Origin of the sequence: Gelidibacter salicanalis (genome assembly GCF_016469035.1) — a bacterium.
Taxonomy (GTDB): domain Bacteria; phylum Bacteroidota; class Bacteroidia; order Flavobacteriales; family Flavobacteriaceae; genus Gelidibacter; species Gelidibacter salicanalis_A.
The window spans coordinates 1-277 of sequence record NZ_JAEHJZ010000681.1; the positions used below are offsets into that span (position 1 = coordinate 1).

The following is a 277-nucleotide window of genomic DNA, read 5'->3' on the forward strand; positions in this document are numbered from 1 at the left end:
TGTAAATGCTGGTTCTACCAGTTATTTCAACAACATCATCAACCCAAACAGCTACATTAACAATGTGACTTCGGATTTGTCCTCGAATGTTAATTACACCAAAACTTTTACCGGAACTCCATTCTCTTTATCAACGAGTATGAGGCATTCCCAAAGTGTACAGACTGGCGAAGTGCAGCTGAGTTTGCCGACTATGAACCTGAGTATGAATAGGCAAAGCCCATTCAAAAACGTGAAATTTGAGCCTCTGAAAACGTTGAATATTGCATACTCTTTT

Annotated in this window: 1 protein-coding gene; it reads left to right on the plus strand. The window is 39.4% G+C overall.

The genetic code is table 11. The features are described 5' to 3' along the window. Nucleotides 1–277 (plus strand): putative LPS assembly protein LptD (locus tag JEM65_RS22805; protein ID WP_262895279.1); only part of this gene is annotated, 277 nt, incomplete at both ends.